The organism is Kitasatospora sp. NPDC022856, assembly GCF_055561235.1.
Map to the genome: position 1 here is coordinate 131,708 of NZ_JBVHHE010000001.1, position 13,846 is coordinate 145,553.

At 73.0% G+C, this 13,846-nt stretch carries 9 protein-coding genes; 2 read left to right on the plus strand and 7 right to left on the minus strand.

Going from position 1 to position 13,846, the window contains the following annotated elements:
* Positions 1-6: 6 nt before the first annotated feature.
* Positions 7-3,540 carry a DNA polymerase III subunit alpha gene (dnaE, locus tag ACZ34W_RS00615; protein ID WP_465600363.1) on the minus strand — a complete coding sequence of 1,178 codons (3,534 nt, stop codon included), beginning with the start codon at positions 3,538-3,540 and terminating at the stop codon, positions 7-9.
* A gap of 187 nt (positions 3,541-3,727) precedes the next feature.
* Between dnaE and ACZ34W_RS00620 the strand changes: the two genes are divergently transcribed.
* Positions 3,728-5,056 (plus strand): DUF2252 domain-containing protein, encoded by a 1,329-nt coding sequence (locus ACZ34W_RS00620; RefSeq protein ID WP_465600366.1) that lies wholly within the window; start codon positions 3,728-3,730, stop codon positions 5,054-5,056.
* A 2-nt stretch (positions 5,057-5,058) separates the two neighbouring features.
* Here the strand turns inward: ACZ34W_RS00620 and ACZ34W_RS00625 are convergent, their stop codons facing one another.
* Positions 5,059-6,276 (minus strand): hypothetical protein, encoded by a 1,218-nt coding sequence (locus ACZ34W_RS00625; protein ID WP_465600369.1) that lies wholly within the window; start codon positions 6,274-6,276, stop codon positions 5,059-5,061.
* A gap of 371 nt (positions 6,277-6,647) precedes the next feature.
* Positions 6,648-7,238 carry a dienelactone hydrolase family protein gene (locus ACZ34W_RS00630; RefSeq protein WP_329487242.1) on the minus strand — a complete coding sequence of 197 codons (591 nt, stop codon included), beginning with the start codon at positions 7,236-7,238 and terminating at the stop codon, positions 6,648-6,650.
* 190 nt (positions 7,239-7,428) lie between these two features.
* Between ACZ34W_RS00630 and ACZ34W_RS00635 the strand changes: the two genes are divergently transcribed.
* Positions 7,429-9,063 carry an alkaline phosphatase D family protein gene (locus tag ACZ34W_RS00635; RefSeq protein ID WP_465601138.1) on the plus strand — a complete coding sequence of 545 codons (1,635 nt, stop codon included), beginning with the start codon at positions 7,429-7,431 and terminating at the stop codon, positions 9,061-9,063.
* 67 nt (positions 9,064-9,130) lie between these two features.
* Here ACZ34W_RS00635 and ACZ34W_RS00640 read toward each other — a convergent pair whose 3' ends face one another.
* The 4 genes from ACZ34W_RS00640 to ACZ34W_RS00655 all read right to left on the minus strand — a co-directional run bounded on the left by ACZ34W_RS00640 (position 9,131) and on the right by ACZ34W_RS00655 (position 13,845).
* Positions 9,131-10,003 carry an ABC transporter permease gene (locus tag ACZ34W_RS00640; protein WP_329487243.1) on the minus strand — a complete coding sequence of 291 codons (873 nt, stop codon included), beginning with the start codon at positions 10,001-10,003 and terminating at the stop codon, positions 9,131-9,133.
* A complete protein-coding gene (locus tag ACZ34W_RS00645; protein WP_465600374.1) occupies positions 10,000-12,834 on the minus strand; it encodes an alpha/beta fold hydrolase in 2,835 nt (944 codons plus the stop codon). Before ACZ34W_RS00645 ends, ACZ34W_RS00640 begins: the two co-directional genes overlap by 4 nt.
* A gap of 84 nt (positions 12,835-12,918) precedes the next feature.
* Positions 12,919-13,218 (minus strand): hypothetical protein, encoded by a 300-nt coding sequence (locus ACZ34W_RS00650; RefSeq protein WP_465600377.1) that lies wholly within the window; start codon positions 13,216-13,218, stop codon positions 12,919-12,921.
* 156 nt (positions 13,219-13,374) lie between these two features.
* On the minus strand, positions 13,375-13,845 hold the full coding sequence (locus tag ACZ34W_RS00655; RefSeq protein WP_329487245.1) for a GNAT family N-acetyltransferase: 471 nt from the start codon (positions 13,843-13,845) through the stop codon (positions 13,375-13,377).
* Position 13,846: the final 1 nt, after the last annotated feature.

Sequence of the window (13,846 nt, forward strand, 5' to 3'; positions counted from 1 at the left end):
CCGGTCTCAGTTCGCCAGGCAGCTCGGCCCGAGCAGCTGCTTGAGGTCCCCGAACAGCGCCGGGTCGGACTTCACCCGGTGCCGGTCCAGCCGCAGCACCGTGGTGGTGCCGCCGCGCCGGAGGTGGACGTGCACCTCGGTGGTCCCCTTGTGGTGGGCCAGTACCTCGCCGAGCCGGGTCACCACCTGCGGGTTGAGCCGGCTCTCCGCGATGGTGAGGGTGATCGGGAGCTGGGCGGCGACGTTCGACAGGTCCGGCACCGACAGCTCCATCCCCATCAGCCGCGGCACGTCCTCCCGCTTGTCCAGCTTGCCGCGGACGAACACCACGGAGTCCTCGACGAGTTGCGAGGAGACCAGCTGGTAGCTGGCGGGGAAGAACATGCAGTCGATCGAGCCCGCCAGGTCCTCGACGGTGGCGATCGCCCAGGCGTTGCCCTGCTTGGTCATCTTCCGCTGGAGGCCCGAGATGATGCCGCCGATGGTGACGATCGAGCCGTCCGGCCGCTCCGCGAGGTCGGCCACCGCGCAGTCCGCCCTGTCGGCGAGGAGGTGCTCGATGCCGTGCAGCGGGTGCGAGGAGACGTAGAGGCCGAGCATCTCCCGCTCCTGGGTGAGCAGGAAGGCCTTGTCCCACTCCTCCTCGGAGAAGACCACGTCCAGCCCGAAGCTCGGCTCGTCGGCGACCGCGTCGCCTCCGAACAGGTCGAACTGGCCCTCCGCCTCCTTGCGCTTGACCCCGACCACGTTGTCGATCATCGGCTCGAACTCCGCGGTCAGCCCCTTGCGGGTGTGCCCGAGCGAGTCGAACGCGCCCGCCTTGATGAGCGATTCGACGGTCCGCTTGTTGCAGACCACCGACTCCACCTTCTCCAGGAAGTCGGGGAAGGAGGTGAACTTCCCCTTCGCCTTCCGGGTGCGGATCATCGACTCCACCACCGGCCCGCCGACGTTGCGGATGGCGGTGAGACCGAACCGGACGAGGGTGTCCCCGTGCGGGGTGAAGTCGGAGTCGGACTCGTTGACGTCCGGCGGGAGCACCTGGATGCCCATCTTCCGGCACTCGTTGAGGTAGACCGCCGACTTGTCCTTGTCGTCCTTCACCGAGGTCAGCAGCCCGGACATGTACTCGGCCGGGTAGTTGGCCTTGAGGTACGCCGTCCAGTACGAGACCAGCCCGTACCCGGCGGTGTGCGCCTTGTTGAAGGCGTAGCCGGAGAAGGGGACGAGGACGTCCCACACCGCCTGGATCGCCGCGTCCGAGTAGCCGCGCTCGCGGCAGCCCCGCTGGAACGGGACGAACTCGGCCTCCAGGATCTCCTTCTTCTTCTTGCCCATCGCGCGGCGCAGCAGGTCGGCCTGGCCGAGCGAGTAGCCGGCCAGGATCTGGGCGGCCTTCTGCACCTGCTCCTGGTAGACGATCAGGCCGTACGTCGGCTTGAGGATCTCCTCCAGGGGCTTCTCCAGCTCCGGGTGGATCGGGGTGATCTCCTGCTGGCCGTTCTTGCGCAGCGCGTAGTTGGTGTGCGAGTTGACGCCCATCGGGCCCGGTCGGTACAGCGCGAGGACGGCGGAGATGTCCTCGAAGTTGTCGGGCTTCATCAGGCGCAGCAGCGAGCGCATCGGCCCGCCGTCGAGCTGGAAGACGCCGAGCGTGTCGCCGCGGGCCAGCAGCTCGTAGGCGGGCTTGTCGTCCAGGGGCAGGTCGAGCAGGTTGATCCTGACGCCCTTGTTCCGCTCGATCGCCTTGACGGCATCGTCCATGATCGTCAGGTTGCGCAGGCCGAGGAAGTCCATCTTGAGAAGGCCGAGGCCCTCGCAGGTGGGGTAGTCGAACTGCGTGATGGTGACGCCGTCGGTGTGCCGGGTCCAGACCGGGATGTGGTCGGTGAGCGGCTCGGCGGACATGATGACGCCGGCCGCGTGCACCCCGGGCTGGCGGATCAGGCCCTCGATGCCGCGCGCGGTGTCGATCACCTTGCGGACGTCCGGGTCGTTCTCGTACAGCCCGCGGATCTCGCCGGCCTCGCCGTAGCGCGGGTGCGAGGGGTCGGTGATGCCGGAGAGCGGGATGCCCTTGCCCATGACGTCCGGCGGCATCGCCTTGGTGATCCGGTCGCCCATCGCGTACGGGTAGCCGAGGACGCGCGAGGAGTCCTTGATGGCGGCCTTCGCCTTGATGGTGCCGTACGTGACGATCATGCCGACCTTGTCGGAACCCCACTTGTCCGTCACGTACCGGATCACGTCACCGCGCCGGCGCTCGTCGAAGTCGATGTCGACGTCGGGCATGGAGACGCGCTCGGGGTTGAGGAAGCGCTCGAAGATCAGGCCGTGCGGGATCGGGTCGAGGTCGGTGATGCCCATCGCGTAGGCGACCAGCGAGCCGGCCGCCGAGCCGCGGCCCGGGCCCACCGCGATGCCCTGCTCCTTGGCCCACATGATGAAGTCGGCGACCACCAGGAAGTACGCCGGGAACCCCATCTGGATGATGGTGTCCATCTCGTACTCGGCGAGCTTCTTGTGCTCCTCGTCGTACCCGCCCGGGAAGCGCCGGTCCATGCCCTGCCAGACCTGGGCCCTGAAGAAGTCCGCCTCCGACGCGAAGCCCGCCGGGATCGGGAAGCGCGGCATCAGGTTCTTGAACTCGAACATGCCCTCGGTGTCGACCCGCGAGGCGACCAGCAGCTGGCTGTTGCGGCAGCCCTCCTGCCAGGCGTCCGAGGAGTCCAGCGCGTACATCTCGGCGGCCGACTTGATGTAGTAGCCGGTGCCGTCGAAGCGGAAGCGGTCCGGGTCCGAGAGGTTCTTGCCGGTCTGGACGCAGAGCAGCAGGTCGTGCGCGCCGGCGTCGGACTCGGTGGTGTAGTGCGAGTCGTTGGTGACCACCGGCGGGATGTCCAGCTTCCGGCCGATCTCCAGCAGCCCGTCGCGGACCCGCTTCTCGATGTCCAGGCCGTGGTCCATCAGCTCCAGGAAGTAGTTCTCCCGGCCGAAGATCTCCCGGTAGTCGGCGGCGGACCGGAGCGCCTCGTCGAACTGGCCGAGCCGCAGCCTGGTCTGCACCTCGCCGGAGGGGCAGCCGGTGGTGGCCATCAGGCCGGCCGCGTGCTCGGCGATGATCTCCTTGTCCATCCGGGGCCACTTCACCAGCCAGCCCTCGGCGTAGGAGCGCGAGGTCAGCTTGAAGAGGTTGTGCAGGCCCTGCTTGTTGCGGGCCCAGATGGTCTTGTGGGTGTAGGCCCCGGACGCCGAGACGTCGTCCCGCTTCTGGTGCGGCTGCCCCCAGAGGACGCGCTTGGTGTTGGTGCGCGACTCGGGCGCGACGTACGCCTCGATGCCGATCACCGGCGTGATCCCGGCGGCGGTGGCCTGCTTGTGGAACTCCGCCGCGCCGTACATGTTGCCGTGGTCGGTCATCGCGACATGGGTCTGGCCCAGCCGCTCGACCTCCTTGAAGAGCTGCTTCAGCCGGGCGGCGCCGTCCAGCATCGAGTACTCGGTGTGGACGTGCAGGTGCGCGTACGGCTGGTCGCTCAAGGCGGGGCCTCCGGAGGCTGGTGCTGTCTGGCTGGCCGGCGAACGCACAGGTCACGGAGGTGCCTGGAAACAGCTGTGGTCCGAGCCGCCATCGGGGCCCGGACCAGCTCTCACACGTTCACGGACCTACTCTAGCCTCCGGCCCCAGAAGTGCCCGGCCGCCCACCACGCCGCAAAGGACCCTTCCATGTCCCACCCGCAGCCCATCGCCGACCACCGCGCCGAGACCGTCCTGAGCGTCTTCGACACGGCCTTCGGCGACCTGCTCGCCAAGGACCCGGCGGCGTTCCGGGTGAAGTTCCGGAAGATGGCCGCCTCGGCGTTCGCCTTCTACCGCGGCACCGCCGGGCTCTACTACGCCGACCTCGCCGACGGCCCGTTCGCCGGGTACGGCGCCACCTTCCTGGACGAGCGCACCAGCCGGGTCTGGATCCACGGGGACCTGCACGCCGAGAACTTCGGCACCTACCTGAACGCCGAGGGCCGGCTCGTCTTCAACGTCAACGACTTCGACGAGGCCTACGTCGGCGCCTTCACCTGGGACGTCCAGCGCCTCGCCGCCTCGCTGGCCCTGATCGGCTACGCCAAGGCACTGTCCGACACCACGATCACCCAGCTTGTCACCGCCTTCGCCACCGCCTACCGGGCCCAGATCGCCGCCCACGTCTCCTCCGGCGACGCCGACCCCTTCACCCTGGACACCGCCACCGGCCCGATCCTGGACACCCTGCGCCGGGCCCGGCTGCAGACCCGGGTCGCGCTGCTCGACGGCGACACCGTCGTCGAGGGCTACGAGCGCCGGTTCCGCCTCGGCGGCGGCGCGATCGAGCTGGACGAAGCGACCCGCGCCGAGGTGCTCGCCGCCTTCGAGGCGTACGTCGCCACCCTGCCGCCCGCCTCCCGCACCCGGCCGGAGTCGCTGAGGGTCAAGGACGTCGTCGGCCGCCGCGGCATCGGCATCGGCAGCGCCGGCCTGCCCTCCTACAACCTGCTGCTGGAGGGGCACACCGACGCGCTGGAGAACGACGTCGTCATCTACATGAAGCAGGGCCAGACCCCGGCCGTGTCGCGGCACGTCACCGACCCGGCGATCGCCGGGTACTTCGAGCACGAGGGCCACCGCACGGTCATCTCCCAGCGCGCCCTCCAGGCGCACAGCGACCCGTGGCTCGGCCACACCACCCTGCGCGGGCGCGGCCAGCTGGTCGCCGAGGTCTCCCCCTACACCACCGACCTCGACTGGACCGACCTCAACGAGCTGTCCGACCTGCTCGCCGTCACCGAGTACCTCGGCCGCGCCACCGCCACCATGCACGCGGCCGCCGACGAGTCCTCCAGCGGCCACACCCTGGTGCCGTTCTCCACCGAGCACGCCATCGACGCCGCCATCACCCGCGACGAGGCCGGCTTCCCGGCGATGCTGGTCGACTTCGCGCACGCCTACGGGGCGCAGGCCCGCCAGGACCACCAGCTCTTCGTCGACCTCTACCGCAACGGCCGCATCCCCGGCCTGTAGGGCTACCCGGTCAGGGCCGCCAGCCGCTCCCCGGCGGCGGCCCTGACCTCCGCCTCCTCCATCGGGTCGTCCCGCAGGTAGGCCAGCCGCTCCCGCACCTCCGGCCCGTCCGGCGCGTGCCCGACGGCCATCAGCCGCGCCGCCGCCTCGCAGTCCCGGAGCGACTCGGTGTACACCGCGCCCAGCCCGGCCGGGCCGATCGCGGCCAGCGCCTCCAGGTAGGCGGCCCGCTCGTACGAGTGCGGCGTCCACAGCCAGAACCGGCGCAGCAGCGAGACGGCGTCGCCGGCCTCCGCCGGCCCGAACCGGGCGAGCGCCTTGGCCTGCCTCCTCGGCCCGCACCAGTGCCGCCGCACCCAGTGCCGTTCCAGCTCCGCCACCAGCACCGGGACGTCCTCGGCCGCCCCGTACTCGGCCAGTACCCACTGCCCCTGCGCCCGCAGCCAGTCCGGCTCCGTGACCGCGGCCCACTCCCGCGCGGCGGGCACCGCCCGGGCGCCGAGCTTCTCCAGCACCCCGGTCAGTGGCCACAGCACGTACCTGCCGTCCGCCGTCCCCAGCGACGGCACCAGCGGAAGCACCCCGGGCTCCGGCCCCCGGTCGTCGAGCACGTCCAGCGCGGCGGTCCGGCGCTCCTGCGACTCGGCCGGGTCCGCCAGCAGCTCCAGCAGCTCCGCGTTCCCCGTCCTCGCCAACGGCTTCGCCTCCCGGGGCGCGTGCACCGGCCCCGGCCGGACCCACCCCCGACGCGTCCACGGCTCGCCCCACCGGTCCGCCGGATCCCGCCGCGCCCGTTCCCCGGCCGTCTCCGCCAGGTCCTCCCACCACTCCACCGGCCACCGGTCCGCCATCGCCTCCAGCACCGGCGCCCAGTGCCGCCCCAGCCGCACATGCGCCCGCAGCGCCTCCCGGGCCTGCGCCGACCCGTCGAGCGCCAGCAGCACCAGCACCGCGCCGGCCCGCTCACAGGTGTCCTCGTCCCCCGCCAGCAGCTCGACCACCGGCCCGACCGGCAGCGCGAGGTCCCTGACCAGCCGCGCCAGATAGAGCGCCCGCTGATCGACGGGCTCCCACCGCCAGTCCCACCGCACGCACCCGTACACCAGCTCGGCGGCCGCCGCCGGGTCCTCCTCGGCCATCCGCGCCCCGAGCCCCCGGCCCCGCTGCAACAGCCCCGGCAGCGTCGCCGCCGGTGCGTACTCGTATCTCCGCTGTGTCACCCCGCCATCCTCCCCCAGCGCCCGCCGAGGACGGTTCCGACCTACATCCCCGCTAGCGTCGGCCTTCCCGGACATGCGATGCGGAGACCGACATGAACCCCACCCGGCCGCGATCGGGGAGTGCGCCCGTTGCGCGGCCCCGGTGACGCCCGGCGGCGGGACGATCTGCCGCCGCTGTGCGGGGCTCATGCCCCCTGCCGCAGCGCCGGACAGGGCCGCCGCCGAGCGGAACCGGATCGGCGCCGAGTTCGCGCGCGGCCTGCTGCGCGGCGCAGCGCCGGTGCCTGTAGCAGCGCCGGTGCCGTAGCAGCTGAGCCAGGCTCGATACACAGGAAGTCGGCCGGGCCGACTTCCTGTGCACGGGGCGCGTCTCAGGCCGCCTGGTCGTCCAGCTCGGCGAGGAAGTCCAGGGCCACCGCCCAGGTCCGCTCGGCCGCCTCGGCGTCGTAGTCGGGCAGCTCGGGGTCGGTGTAGACGTGACCGGCGCCCCGGTAGCGGTGGACCTCGACGTCGGCGCCGGCCCGGCGCAGCTGCAGGTACCAGGCGTTCAGCCAGTCCTCGGACTCGAACGGGTCCGGCTCGGCCACGTGCAGCTGGACGGGGATCGAGGTCGCCGCGTCCTCCCGGATGTCCGAGGTGCCGTGCAGCAGCAGCAGGCCGAGCGCCTTCTCGTCGGCCAGCGCGAGGTTCTGGGCGAGCGAGCCGCCGAGCGAGAGGCCCGCGTAGACGAGCGAGGCTCCCGACCCCAGCAGCGGGGCGGCGGCGCCGACGGCCCGGCGCAGCAGCTCGTCACTGCCGAGCTCCTCCTTGTACGCCATGCCCTCCTCGACGTCGTCGAAGGTCTTCCCGTCGAACAGGTCCGGGGTGTGCACGGTGTGCCCGGCGGCGCGCAGCCGGTCGGCGGCGGCGTGGACGGCGGGGCGCAGTCCGTAGACGGAGTGGAGGAGCAGGATCTGGGCCACGGTCGGACTTCCTTGCAGGGCGGGCGGAGACTCCCCCCATCATCGCTCATGGCCACCGGGTGGCCTCGCGCCCGCGCGGCGGTGGCGGAGGCCACGCGTCGGTGAAGCGGCGACGAACAGTCAGTCCGACCTATGGAGCGGCGCGTTACCGACCGGTAGCCTGTCCGCCGTGACTGACCTTGTCGATGACATGACCGCTGCCCGCCCGCACCGCCGCCAGGTGCTGAAGGCCACCGCGATCGTGGCGGGCGCCGCCGCCCTGCCGCTCGCCCTCGGCTCCGCGGCCTCGGCCGCGACCGCCCCGCAGTTCCTGCACGGCGTCGCCTCCGGCGACCCGCTCCCCGACGGCATCCTGCTCTGGACCCGGGTCACCCCGACCCCCGACGCCGTTCCCGGCTCCGCCACGGGCCCGGCCACCGAGGTCCGCTGGGAGCTCGCCACCGACAAGGGCTTCACCCGGATCGCGGCGAGCGGCACGGTGACCGCCACCGCCGCCTCCGACCACACCGTCAAGGCCGACGTCCGCGGCCTGACCCCGGACACCCTCTACTGGTACCGCTTCACCGCCGGCGCCGCCGTCTCCCCGGTCGGCCGCACCCACACCACCCCGGCCGCCGACGCCGCCCTCTCCCGTCTGCGCCTGGGCGTCGCGTCCTGCGCCAACTGGGAGGCCGGCTACTTCTCCGCCTACCGCCACCTCGCCGCCCGCGGCGACCTGGACGCCTTCCTCTTCCTCGGCGACTACATCTACGAGTACAAGACCGGCGAGTTCTGCGCCCGCGGCTCGGTCGTGCGCCCGCACGCACCCACCCACGAGATCCTCACCCTCGCCGACTACCGGACCAGGCACGGCCGCTACAAGACCGACGAGGACCTCCAGGGGCTGCACGCGCAGGTCCCGACCATCGCGATCTGGGACGACCACGAGTTCGCCAACGACGCCTGGTCCGGCGGCGCCGAGAACCACACCCCCGGCACCGAGGGCGACTGGGCCGACCGGATGGCCGCCGCCAAGCAGGCCTACTTCGAGTGGATGCCGGTCCGCCCGTCGATCGCCGGCACCACCTACCGCCGCCTGCGCTACGGCAAGCTCGCCGACTTCCACCTGATGGACCAGCGCTCGTTCCGCTCGGAGCAGGTCAAGGTCGGCAACGGCGACGTCGACTCGGCCGACCGCAGCATCACCGGTCGCGCCCAGATGGACTGGCTGAAGGCCGGGCTCACCGCCTCCGACACCACCTGGCGGCTGATCGGCAATGAGGTGATGATCTCCCCGGTCGCCTTCTTCTCGCTGCCGGACTACCTGCTGCGCCCGCTGGCCAAGCTGCTCGGCCTGCCGGGCGAGGGCCTCGCGGTCAACACCGACCAGTGGGACGGCTACACCCACGACCGCCGCGAGCTGCTCGGCCACCTCAGGACGAACGGCATCACCAACACCGTCTTCCTGACCGGTGACATCCACTCCGCCTGGGCGTCGGACGTCCCCAACGAGGCCGCCACCTACCCGCTCTCGGGCAGCGCGGCCACCGAGTTCGTGGTGACCTCGGTGACGTCGGACAACATCGACGACGTCCTCAAGGTCGCCCCGCAGACCCTCTCGCTGGTGGCGGCCGCGGCGATCAAGTCGGCCAACCCGCACGTCAAGTGGGTCGACCTGGACTCGCACGGCTACGGCGTCCTGGACATCACCCCGAGCCAGACCCAGATGGACTACTACGTCCTCTCCGACCGCACCCGCAAGGACGCCACCACCAAGTGGACGCGCTCCTACCGCACCCGTTCCGGCACCCAGCAGATCGAGCGGGTCTACTCTCCCGTCAAGTAGGCCGCGCCCCGGAGGGGGTACGCCACCCAGGGCGTACCCCCTCCGCAGAGGCCCTTCCGCAGGCTCCTCAGGACACCACGTCCTTGCGCGCGAACCCGCGGAACGCCAGCGCCAGCAGCACCACCGCGTAGGAGAGCGACAGCGAGACGCCCTGCACCATGCCGCCCCACTCCAACTGCGGCTGCAGGGCGTCCGCCCAGGCGTACTGCCAGTGCGCGGGAAGCCATTCCCGCAGGTCGCCGAGGGCGGTGACGGCGTCCAGCACCCCGGTGACGATGGAGGCGAACACCGCGCCGCCGACCGCGCCCAGCGGCGCGTCGGTCGCGGTGGAGAGCCAGAACGCCAGCGCCGCGATCACGACCTCGCTGAGGAACACGAACGCCACCGCGAGCGCCAGCCGCGGCAGTGCCTCCGTCGCCGACAGGGTCGCGCCGGTGGGCAGCTTCAGGTCCCCCCAGCCGTACGCGGCGGTGCCGACCAGCAGCCCGATCGTCGGCAGCAGCACCACGGCCGCCGCCGAGAAGGCCAGCCCCACCACGAACTTGCGGGCCAGCAGCCGGGCCCGGGGCACCGGCGCGGCCAGCAGGTAGCGCAGCGAGGACCAGCTGGCCTCCGAGGCCACGGTGTCCCCGCAGAACAGCGCCACCGGGATCACCAGCAGGAAGCCGGTGCCCATGAAGAGCAGGGTGGTCGCGAAGTTCGGGCCGGAGGCGGTGGCCAGCTCGATGAAGCTGGTCCGGTCGGCCCGCCCCGGCGTGCCGCCGATCTGGAACGCCGCCAGGATCACGAACGGCATCGCGGCCAGCACCCCGCCGATCACCAGGGTGCGCCGGCGCCGCAGCTGGCGCAGGGCCTCGATCCGCAGCGGCAGCGTCCGCCCGGGCCGGTACCCGGGCGCGCGGTCCGGTGAGACGTGGTCCGGTGACACAGCGGCGCTCACGCCGCACCTCCGATCAGCGACAGGAACGCGTCCTCCAGCCGGCGGTGCGGTCCGGCCCGCTCCACCGGCACTCCCAGGCGCACCAGCTCGGCCAGCAGTTGGCTGGCCGCCATGCCGTCCAGCCGCACCAGCAGCCCGCCCTCGACCACCTCCACCGAGCCCACGCCGGCCAGCGCGCCCGCCTTGTCGGCGGCCACCGCCAGCTCCGACGGCCCGAACGAGGCGGGTGTGCCGATCAGCAGGTGCTCGCCCGCGCCGATGATCTCGGCGACGGCGCCCGCCGTGACCAGCCGGCCGCGGTCCATCACCACCAGGTCGGTGCAGCTCTGCTCGACCTCCGCCAGCAGGTGGCTGGAGACGATGACGGTCCGTCCGGCGGCGGCGTAGCGCACCATCACCTCGCGCATCTCACGGATCTGCGGCGGGTCGAGCCCGTTGGTCGGCTCGTCCAGGATCAGCAGGTCCGGCAGGCCGAGCATGGCCTGGGCGATGGCCAGGCGCTGCCGCATGCCCTGCGAGTAGGTCCGCACCGCCCGGTCCAGCGCCTCGCCGAGCCCGGCGATGGCGAGCGCCTCCGCCAGGTGCGCGTCCGCCTCCGGGCGGCCGGTGGCCTGCCAGTACAGCCGCAGGTTGGCCCGACCGCTCAGGTGCGGCAGGAACCCGGCGCCCTCGACGAAGGCCCCGACCCGCGACAGCACCGGCGCGCCGGGCCGCACCAGGTGACCGAAGATCCTGATCTCGCCGGCGTCGGGCCGGATCAGGCCCATCAGCATCCTCAGCGTGGTGGTCTTGCCGGCGCCGTTGGGCCCGAGCAGCCCGAGCACCTGGCCCTGCTCCACCCGGAAGCCCACGTCCCGGACGGCGTACCGGTCGGTGGCGCCCTTGTAGCGCTTGCCGAGGCCGGTGATCTGCAGCGGCACCTCGGCCAGCGCCGGGTCGTAGGCCGGCCCGCGGGCGGTCCGGCCGCGTCGGCGCAGCCGCGGCAGGAGCAGCAGCGCGGCCGCCACGGCGACGGCGATCAGCGGCAGCACCCAGGTCCGGGCCGGCAGCGGGGTGGCCTCGGTGACCAGCTCGGCGACGGTCGGCGCGGTGACCGGGCCGGCCAGGGAGACCCGGTAGGTGGCCGGCTCGGCCGGCGAGGCGTACGCCAGGTCGGTCGCGGCGAGCACCAGCCGCAGCCGGTGCCCGGCGGCGAAGGTGTGGTCGACGGTGGGCAGCGCCACCGTGACGGTCCGGCCGCCGGGCGCGTCCGCGCCGGTCACCCGGAGCGGGGCGGACAGCTGCTGCGGCAGGGTCTGCTTGCCGTCCGGCGCGACGTCGTACAGCTTGGCGAAGAGCACCGCGTCCGGCCGGTCGGCCGCGACCTTCACCGTGACCGTCGGCTGCCCGGTCAGGTGCAGTTGCCCGTCCAGCGGCGCCGAGTCGAACCCGGCGTACTGACCGGGGAAGTCGAGCGAGAGCCCGGCCCCGAGCGAGGCGGCCTGGCTGAGCGCGCCGATGCCGGGCAGCGCGGAGATGTTGGGCGGCGCGCCGCCGGGCGGGTTGGCGAAGGTCTGCTCGGCGCCCGCCTTGCCGCCGGTCAGCTCCACCTGCCGCGAGCCGGTGCCCGCCAGACCGGGGTAGGCGTCGGCGGAGGCGCCGCGCAGCACGGCCTGGAAGCCGGTGGAGTCGACCCCGCCGGTGCGGGTCACCCGGAACGCCGGCCCGGTGGAGCCGGGCGGGTCCTGCCCGGCCGGCTCCTTCAGGTACCGGTCGAACCAGGCACCGACCCGGTCGTCCACCCGGGCGCTGGTGTCGGTGCCGCCGTCGTGCCCGCCCGCGAACCAGTCCACCGCGACCGGCGCGCCGTTGGCCGCGACCGCCCGGGCGATCGCATCGCCCTGGTCGAGCGGGAACAGCGAGTCCTGCTGGCCCTGGACGACCAGGGTGGGCGCCTTGAGCCGCCCGGCCACCGAGGACGGGCTGGAGCGGTCCAGCAGGGCCACGGCTTCCGGATCGGCGTGACCGGCGGTCGCCACCCGGTCGTACATCCGGCAGAGCTCGTCCAGGAAGCGGCCGCAGCCGACCGTCGCGTCCGCCGAATCGCCCGGGGCCTGCTGCGGCCCGGTGCCACCGCGCGGGGCCTCGCCCGAGGGGCCGAGGTCCCCCGCCGAGCCGGTGGTGAAGAAGATGCCGGCCCAGAGCTTCTTGAACACGCCGTCCACCGCGCCCGAGCCCCGCACGCCCTGCGGGAACAGCGCGTCGGCCAGGTTCCACCAGGTGATCTGGCTGGCCACCGCGTCGATCCGGCTGTCGTACGCGGAGCCGAGCAGCGACACCGCCCCGCCGTACGAGGCACCGGTGATGCCGACCCGCGGGTCGCCCGGCCCGTCGAGGCGCACCTCGGGCCGCTGGGCCAGCCAGTCGACCAGGTGCCGGACGTCCTCGACCTCGCGGTCGGGGGCGTTGAGGCCGATCCGGCCGCCCGAGTGGCCGAAGCCGCGCGCCGACCAGGTCAGCACCGCGTAGCCCTGCCGGGCGAGCTGCTGGGCGCGCTCGCGCTCACCCTCCTTGGAACCGCCGAAGCCGTGGGCGAGCAGGACCGCCGGTCGGGGGCCCGTCCCGGTCGTGAAGAACGAGGTGTCCAGCTGGACCGTGGCGTCGCTGCCGGGCGTCTCCGGCATGCTGAGGAAACGATCCTCCTGCCGGACGGGCTCGTCCCCGCCGGCGGCCACCGCCACCGCCGTGCCGGCTCCGGCCACCACCACCAGGGCCACCACCGCGGCCAGCACTCTTCGTCCGACAGCCGTTCCGCGGCCGCGCCACCGGCGCCACGCCCCACCGAGCTCCATGGTCGGTGATCGTATCCGCCGTGCCGGTAGGCGTCCGATAAGGCCGCCCGGGCCGGGCCGTGCCGAGACGCCCGATTCATCCGACTATGCCCGGGTATCGTCCGCCCGTCCCATCCCACCGCCCGACGACGAGGCGTCTGTGCTCCGGCCGCTGTGCTCCGGCCGCTGATCGCCCTGCTCGCCGCCATCGCCGCCACCCTGGTGATCGGCCGGATCGTCGACCAGGTCCTCCAGCGCGTCGCCGCGAGCCATCCGGACGACGCCGTCTGGGCACTGCTGCGCCGCTGCCGGATCCCCCTGCAGCTGGGGGCCGGGTCGGCGCTGACGCTCGCCGCCGCCCCGCGGGAGCGGATCTTCCACCGGCACGACGACGGCCTGCACCACCTGGTGCCGCTGTTCCTGCTCGGCTCCGTCGGCCGGCTCACCGTCCGGGTGGTGGCGGCCGGCCTGGAGGCGGAGCTCAGCCGGTACGAGCCGGCGCCGACGACTGCGCACGGAGGAGCACCCCGGTCCCGGCGCGACCCGGGACCGGGAGCGGCCCTAGAGCACCCGGGTCATGGTCCGGTGCGGGATCCCGGCGTCGTCGTAGACCGGCCCCTCCGCCGTGTAGCCGAGCCGCTCGTAGAAGCCCAGCGCCTGCACCTGCGCGTGCAGCTCGACCTCACGGGCGCCCCGCCCGCGCCCGGCCGCCTCGACGGCGCGGACCAGCTCGGCGCCCAGCCCGGTGCCGCGCGCCGCCTTCACCACCGCGAGCCGGCCGAGCAGCACCCGGCCCGCCGTCCCGCCGGTGAGGGCGAGCGCCTGCGGGCCGTGGATCAGCCGGGCGGTGCCGAGCGGCTCGCCCTCCGGGCCGACCGCCAGCAGGTGCTCGGAGGTCGCGTCGAGGTCGTCGTACTCCAGTTCCTCGGGCACGCCCTGCTCGGCGATGAACACCTCGTGCCGGACGCCCCGCACCAGTGCCAGGTCGTCCGCGCCCTCGGCCACCCGGATCCGCGCCGCGAAGGAGCTCATG